Origin of the sequence: Erythrobacter sp. CCH5-A1 (assembly GCF_001557115.1) — a bacterium.
Classification (GTDB): domain Bacteria; phylum Pseudomonadota; class Alphaproteobacteria; order Sphingomonadales; family Sphingomonadaceae; genus Erythrobacter.
This window is the reverse complement of record NZ_LSKQ01000194.1, coordinates 21,049-27,378: the sequence shown is the minus strand read 5'-3', so window position 1 is coordinate 27,378 and position 6,330 is coordinate 21,049. Positions and strand designations below refer to the sequence as shown.

Annotated in this window: 8 protein-coding genes; 1 reads left to right on the top strand and 7 read right to left on the bottom strand. The window is 65.5% G+C overall.

Annotated elements, in window-relative coordinates:
* Nucleotides 1-94: 94 nt before the first annotated feature.
* Nucleotides 95-586, top strand: a complete 492-nt coding sequence (locus AX708_RS20495; RefSeq protein ID WP_156443247.1) for a hypothetical protein — start codon at nt 95-97, stop codon at nt 584-586.
* Nucleotides 587-805: 219 nt separating this feature from the next.
* On the opposite strand, the gene hemA is transcribed toward AX708_RS20495, so the two are convergent.
* Genes hemA through puhA form a run of 7 tightly spaced genes read right to left on the bottom strand, consistent with a single transcriptional unit; the run spans nt 806 to nt 6,273 of the window.
* The gene (gene hemA / locus AX708_RS11545; protein ID WP_066525119.1) at nt 806-2,026 is read right to left on the bottom strand and encodes a 5-aminolevulinate synthase; all 1,221 of its coding nucleotides are present in this window, start codon (nt 2,024-2,026) and stop codon (nt 806-808) included.
* Between the two features lie 31 nt (nt 2,027-2,057).
* Complete coding sequence (puhE, locus tag AX708_RS11540) at nt 2,058-2,852, bottom strand: putative photosynthetic complex assembly protein PuhE (protein ID WP_066525118.1); 795 nt, start codon at nt 2,850-2,852, stop codon at nt 2,058-2,060.
* Nucleotides 2,846-3,907 carry a magnesium-protoporphyrin IX monomethyl ester (oxidative) cyclase gene (acsF, locus tag AX708_RS11535; protein ID WP_066525116.1) on the bottom strand — a complete coding sequence of 354 codons (1,062 nt, stop codon included), beginning with the start codon at nt 3,905-3,907 and terminating at the stop codon, nt 2,846-2,848. Before acsF ends, puhE begins: the two co-directional genes overlap by 7 nt.
* Nucleotides 3,904-4,206 carry a hypothetical protein gene (locus tag AX708_RS11530; RefSeq protein ID WP_066525115.1) on the bottom strand — a complete coding sequence of 101 codons (303 nt, stop codon included), beginning with the start codon at nt 4,204-4,206 and terminating at the stop codon, nt 3,904-3,906. The genes acsF and AX708_RS11530 overlap by 4 nt, the downstream gene beginning before the upstream one ends.
* Nucleotides 4,206-4,694 carry a photosynthetic complex assembly protein PuhC gene (gene puhC / locus AX708_RS11525; protein ID WP_066525112.1) on the bottom strand — a complete coding sequence of 163 codons (489 nt, stop codon included), beginning with the start codon at nt 4,692-4,694 and terminating at the stop codon, nt 4,206-4,208. Before puhC ends, AX708_RS11530 begins: the two co-directional genes overlap by 1 nt.
* Nucleotides 4,691-5,473, bottom strand: a complete 783-nt coding sequence (gene puhB, locus AX708_RS11520) for a photosynthetic complex putative assembly protein PuhB (protein WP_066525111.1) — start codon at nt 5,471-5,473, stop codon at nt 4,691-4,693. The genes puhC and puhB overlap by 4 nt, the downstream gene beginning before the upstream one ends.
* The gene (gene puhA, locus AX708_RS11515; RefSeq protein ID WP_066525109.1) at nt 5,464-6,273 is read right to left on the bottom strand and encodes a photosynthetic reaction center subunit H; all 810 of its coding nucleotides are present in this window, start codon (nt 6,271-6,273) and stop codon (nt 5,464-5,466) included. Before puhA ends, puhB begins: the two co-directional genes overlap by 10 nt.
* Nucleotides 6,274-6,330: the final 57 nt, after the last annotated feature.

Sequence of the window (6,330 nt, the reverse complement as noted above, 5' to 3'; positions counted from 1 at the left end):
GATCCGCAGAAATTACCCCGCGGGGTGGAGAGCCGTCCACGACATCAGTTGCGGACTTCATTCTTTTTTGACCTCAGTGCTGTACTGACAGGTCATGTATCGAGACTACTACGACATCATCTCGCGCATTCCTGAGCCTCCAATATGGTGGCAACAAGGAGGCATCCCCCGCTATGATGCTTTCGATCCTGAATACTCGACTGGCATCGGCGCAAAAGAGGCAGCGCTGGTCGAGATCGCTTGTCAAGACACAGGTATCCGGTTCGTCGTAGCCCTTGAAGGCGGTCAGGATCGCGCAATCGCGGCGGCAATCCGAAACCGCACCTTAGGTTACGGCGATCCCCCAAATGTCGGAGGCGTCAACGCGTCCGCCTTGAGCGAAACACTCCGAGTTCTCGAGTATTGGTATTCCGGGCACTCCGAGTATGTGCAAGATAACGTCATTACTGACTGGCAAGGCTACAGCGAATGGCGAAGAGACGCTTCGCTCGAAATAGCCTTCCCTGAATACGATCCGGACGACGTTGCAGTATATTGGAAGCCGTCCCTATCTTCTAATCCGGCGTCGACGTCAACTGAACCATAGTATAAACGCACATTGGCTTTGGTCCGATCGCTGTTCCGGTAAATAGCCGGGCGTAGAGTGACTGACTGCTCTCCACCCACTTGCCGACATTCGCCCCGCTTACGCCATGACCCATAAACCGCCGCCCCGCAACGCAAAGAGGGCGACCGCCTTCCCCCAAAGGCGACCGCCCTCGCTCCCGTCCAAGGGAGAGCCGGTAGTCCTGTCAGTCTGGAAACCTCAGGCGGCGGTGGCCATCCGCGCCAGTTCGCAATGCGACCAGATTTCGGAAAGCGCCTTGATCAGCCGGTCGATGTCGCCATCCGAGTGCACCGGCGAGGGCGTCACGCGCAGGCGCTCTGTGCCCACCGGCACGGTCGGGTAGTTGATCGGCTGGACGTAGATGCCGTGGTTGTCCATCAGCCAGTCGCTGATCATCTTGCACTTCTTGGCATCGCCCACCATCACCGGGATGATGTGGCTCGGGTTGTCGAGGTGCGGGATGCCCATGATGTCGAGCGCGCGGCGCACCTGCGCGACGCGCTTCTGCTGAAGCTCGCGCTCGGCGCTGCTGGTTTTCAGGTGCCGGATGCTGGCCGCCGCGCCCGCCGCGATGGCGGGGGGCAGCGCGGTCGAGAAGATGAAGCCGCTGGCGAAGCTGCGCACGAAATCGACGAGGTTGGCCGAAGCCGCGATATAGCCACCCATGACGCCGTACGCCTTGCCGAGCGTACCTTCGATCACGGTGATGCGGTCCATCAGCCCTTCGCGCTCGGCCACCCCGCCGCCGCGCGGGCCGTAGAGGCCGACGGCGTGGACTTCATCGATATAGCTCATCGCGCCGTGCTTCTCGCACACGTCGAGGATGTCGGCGATGGGGGCGATGTCGCCGTCCATCGAATAGACGCTCTCGAAGGCGACCAGCTTGGGCACTTCGGGGCCGTATAGCGAGAGCAGCTCGTCGAGGTGCTCCGCGTCATTGTGGCGCCACACCTTGTAGGGCGCGCGGGAGTGGCGGATGCCTTCGATCATCGAGGCGTGGTTGAGCGCATCGGAGAACACGACGCAGCCCGGGATCTTGCTCGCGAGCGTGCCGAGGCCCGCCCAGTTCGAGACGTAGCCCGAGGTGAACAGCAGCGCGGCTTCCTTGTTGTGGAGGTCGGCGAGCTCGGCTTCGAGTTCCACGTGGTAGTGGTTGGTGCCCGAGATATTGCGTGTACCGCCTGCGCCCGCGCCGCATTCGTCGAGGCAGGCATGCATCGCCTCGAGCACCGCGGGGTGCTGCCCCATGCCGAGATAATCGTTCGAGCACCACACGGTCACCGCCTGAGTCTCGTTTTCGACGAAGCGGGTGGCGTGGGGGAAGCGGCCGCGGTGGCGCTTGATGTCGGTGAACACCCGGTAGCGGCCATCGGCGCGCACCACGTCCAGTTCACCGGCGAAAAAGGCTTCGAAGTCCATGCGGGTTCCCTCTGTCGTCATTATCTTGCTTTCAGTCTCGTTTGCTTGGCGCCGCCGCGCGGCGCTGCGGATAGGCCCAGCCCCACAGCATCCCGTCACGGAAGGGGAGGGCCAGAAACAGGTGTTCGAGCACGCCCAGGAGGGCGAGCGTGGTCAGCAGGCTCGCGCCGACCATGGCGGCGCTGCCCACGGGGGCGGCGAGCGCGAGGGCGGCGAACCACGCGGTTGCCCCGGCGATGGCCGCGATCGAAAGGCCAAGCAGCAGCGTCATCCGATTGGGGCCGAAATAAGTTTTGAGGTAGGCGAGCTGGTCGGGGAGCATCTCCGACGAGGAATTGGGCACGCCCACGAAGAGGTTGATCTTCGAGATCAGCCGCATCCCGAACATCAGCACAAACACCGTCGCGCCGATCTGGTTGGGGGCGTTCCACGAGAGCGAGATCAGCAGCAGCGCCGTCACCGCGAGGGCGACCTCGTGGTGCATCACTGTGGCCGCGGCCTGGCGGAAGCGGGCGATTCCGGTGAGCGAAGGGTCGGCAGGGCCGCGGCGCGGGCCGGCCGAGGCGCCGGTGAGGAAGCTGAGCTCGTGCCACCCCCACACCATCAGCGCGCCGAGGAAGGACAGGTACACCGCCCAGACATGCACGACGAGCGAGGACAGCAGGATCACCAGCAGCCCCGCGATCCCCGCCACGCTGCCGATCAGCAGCGAGCGCGAGAAGGTGGCGCGCTCGCGGTTGTCCGCCCAGGCGATCAGCCCGGTCGCGACGAACCAGATCGCCACCGTCACCATGAACGGGACAACATGGCCGCTCCAGCTCACCACGCGGGTTGCAGCCGGATCGAGCGGGGGAGGGTGTTGGGCTTGGGCCGCTGCAGGTACATGCGGGCAAAGGCGAGGCCAGCGCTCGCCATGCCGCTGGCCCGCGCGATCATCCCGCCGATGCCGCCTTTCGCCTTGCCGTCCTCGATGCGGGCGGCGGCGAGACGCAGCTTTTCCATCTGGCGGCGGAAGGCCGGGCTGTCGATGTCGAGCTCGACCGGGAAGACCTGCCGGGCGATCTGGTTGCAGATGGCGAAGACCTTGTAGTCATACTCGGTCGGATCGACGCCCAGCGCGGCGTGGAACACCGGGCGGTTGTGATCGCGGACGTACATGGTTGCATAGACCGAGAGCAGGAAGAAGCGCACCCACAGCTTGTTGGCGCCCTCGAGCAGCTTGGGGTCCGAGCGCAGCAGCATGGCGAAGGCCTCGCCGTGGCGGAACTCGTCGTTGCACCATTCCTCGAACCAGTCGAAGATCGGGTGGAACTTGTATTGCGGGTTCCTCGCCAGATGGCGGAAGATCGTGATGTAGCGCGCATAGCCGATCTTCTCGGACAGGTAGACCGCGTAGAAGATGAACTTCGGCTTGAAGTAGGTGTATTTCTTGGTCCGGGTCAGATAGCCGAGGTCGACGCCGATGCCGGCATCCTTGAGGCTCTCGTTGATGAAGCCGGCATGGCGGCTCTCGTCGCGCGCGAGCAGGCGGAAGAGCTGCTTCACGTCCGGGTTCTTGGTGCGCCGGGCGATCTCGGCATAGAGGACGCAGCCCGAGAACTCGCTGGTCATAGAGCTCACCATGAAATCGGTGAATTCGCGCCGCAGCGCAGGCTCGAGCCCCTCGATCACGCCCTTGAAGCTGTCGTTGTGCTTGAAGTGGAGCTTGTTGGGATCGCCCACCATGTCGGCGATCAGCTGGTCCCATTCGGCGCGCACGGGGGTGACGTCGATCGCGTCCAGCGCGTCGTAATCGGTGGTGTAGAAACGCGGGGTCAGCATCGTGTCCTGCGTGGCGATCGCCATCGCCTCTTCGCTGGTCATCGGCTTGTAGGCGTTCATTTGATCCTCCCGGCGTTGAAGCTGACTTCGTAGAGTTCGGCCAGATCGAAATAGGCGGCGGCCTTGGTCAGGGCGCGCTTCAGCGGGCTCGCGCGGGTGACGGTGGCGCGGCGTTCGAACACCTGGCGGGTGCCGAACGGAATCTGGATCGGCGCACCGTGGACGCGGACCTTGTCGCCCGGCTCCATGGCGATGTCGCCATCAAGCTCGACATGGGCGTGGAAGTGTTCCGAGCTCTGCTCCACCGTGATCGTGCAGGGCGTATCGAAGCTGGTCGCGGTGAGGAAGCCGAGCGCCATCAGCGGGTCGCTCCCTTTGCGGGCAGCAAGGTCTGATAGACCGCACGGTTGTCCGGCCCGAAGGAGCTGACCTCGACGGAGCGCCCCGTCGCCGGGTCGGCGAGGGTGAGGTTGCCGTTCTGCCATTCGGTGAGGGTGAAGGCGGTCTCGGGCCCGATATTGCGGATGCGGCGCTGGTGGACGAGGCTACGCACCGTGGCACGGATGAAGCCGCCTTCGCCGACGCCGTGGCGTGCCAGCACCTCGCCGGTCGTGCCGTCCTCGATCCGGACGCTGCCGTCGGGCTCGTCGAAGAAGCGCAGGGTGCGTTCCTGCGCCATGCCGATCCCGGCAGCAGCGCGCGCTTCGGCGGGCACCGATTGCCTGGGGACGAAGCCCAGCGTTACCGAGGCGGTCAGCGCCAGCGAAATGGCGACGATCCCGCCCATCAGCATGAGCGGCGCCCTGTGGACGGTGATCTCGTCCTTCTCGTATTCGCGAACGATCATGCGGGGGCTCCTTCGAGGCCGGGCTCGCCGCGGCGGATTGCCGGGGCGAGGCGCGGCGGCACGGCCGTACCTTGCCCTGCGGTCTGCCCGCTGGCCGGGGCGGCTTCCTTGATCTCGCTCAAATTGCGCTCGATCGCGCCGAACCGCGCACGCGCCTCGGCGACCATCTGCGCGAGCGCGGCGGCGTCGGGCACGGCGCGCAGCATCGGCTCGGGCCGGGCATAGCGGAAGGGGCGGACATGCGGCCACAGCAGCAGCGTGGTCAGCAGGCGTTCGCCGGCCAGCTCGAAGGCAATATCGCCGTGGCCGTCCTTGCTGCGTACCGCGAGATGCGCGGCCGTGATCTGCTTCAGCGGAATGTTCACCCGCGTCTCGATCGCGATGCCGATGCGCATGATCAGGCGCTGGTCGGTTAGGATGTAGAGCGTCGAGCGCGCGCTCGCCCAGGCGAGCAGGTGCAGGATCGCGGCAAGCGCAACACCGAGCAGTGCGGCGACGATCGCGGCATCATTGCGGCCCGTCACCAGCGCGATCACCACCAGCGCGGCCATGTAGGCGCTCGCGCTGCGGCTGTGGAACGCGGTGCGCGCGAGCAGGCCGCGCTGCGGGCGGCCCTTCCACAGCACGCGCTCGTCAGGCTGCGGCGTGCCCATGCGGTCGCCGAAGGCCTTGGGGCCGTCATTCTCGAGCGCGGCGTGATCGAAGCCGCCGGTGGGCAGCGGCGTTTCCCCCGCCGCCCCCGGTGCTGCCATCACGTCCGCCTTGGCTGTCAGATCCATGCTTCCGACCTTTCGGGAGTGGCATACATGTAGCCCCCGCCGAAGTAGGCCTGGATGCGGTCTTCCTCGTAGCGGGTGATGGTGCCCGCGGTCTCGAGCGCGGGAACGCCCTCGAACTGCGCGGCGGTGATCGCGTCGATCTCGACGAACTGCTTCTCGTCGCTGGTGGTCGGCAGGATCGCGGCCAGCAGGCTGTTGCCGTGGACCGCGGCGACCATCATCGGCGCGAGCACTTTCTTGCCGCCGGTCAACTCGACTTCGAGATAGCGAACCATGTGCTCGGACTGGTCGACCCAGATGTCGCTCACCGTGCCGACCGTGACGCCGTCGGCGGCGACCACGGGATAGCCAACCAGCTGCGGATCATTGGGGGCGATCACCAGCTCGTGGCTCTGCGCGATCGGCACGATCCGCGGCTTGCCGTCGAAGGTGAGGTCGGGATACTTCGCGCGGTTGGCGAAGGCGGCCGGGCCCATGCCGTCGGCCATGGCATCGCCGGTCGGGACCCAGGGTGCGCCGCCAGCGCGGAAGGCCTGGACCGCGGGCACGTTCACGTCGTCGCGGGCAACATCCTCGGGCACGTAGGTGCCGCGGCCGTTGGGGAGCTGGAAGCTCTTCTTGGCGCCGTCGAACAGGCGGCTGTCGTTCTCGACCGCGCCGGTGACTTCGTCCTCGAGCGGGTAGCCTTCGCGGCGGCTTTCCTTGTTCAGGTAGAACACCAGCGCGACGAAGAAGCCGAAAAACAGCAGAAAGGCGAGTTCGGCAACATCGAAAGTGCCGACGATATAGGCAGCGTTCATTTCACATTCCTCTCATGGAAGAAGCCGGCTGAGGCGAAGCCGGGCAAAGGGACGGGA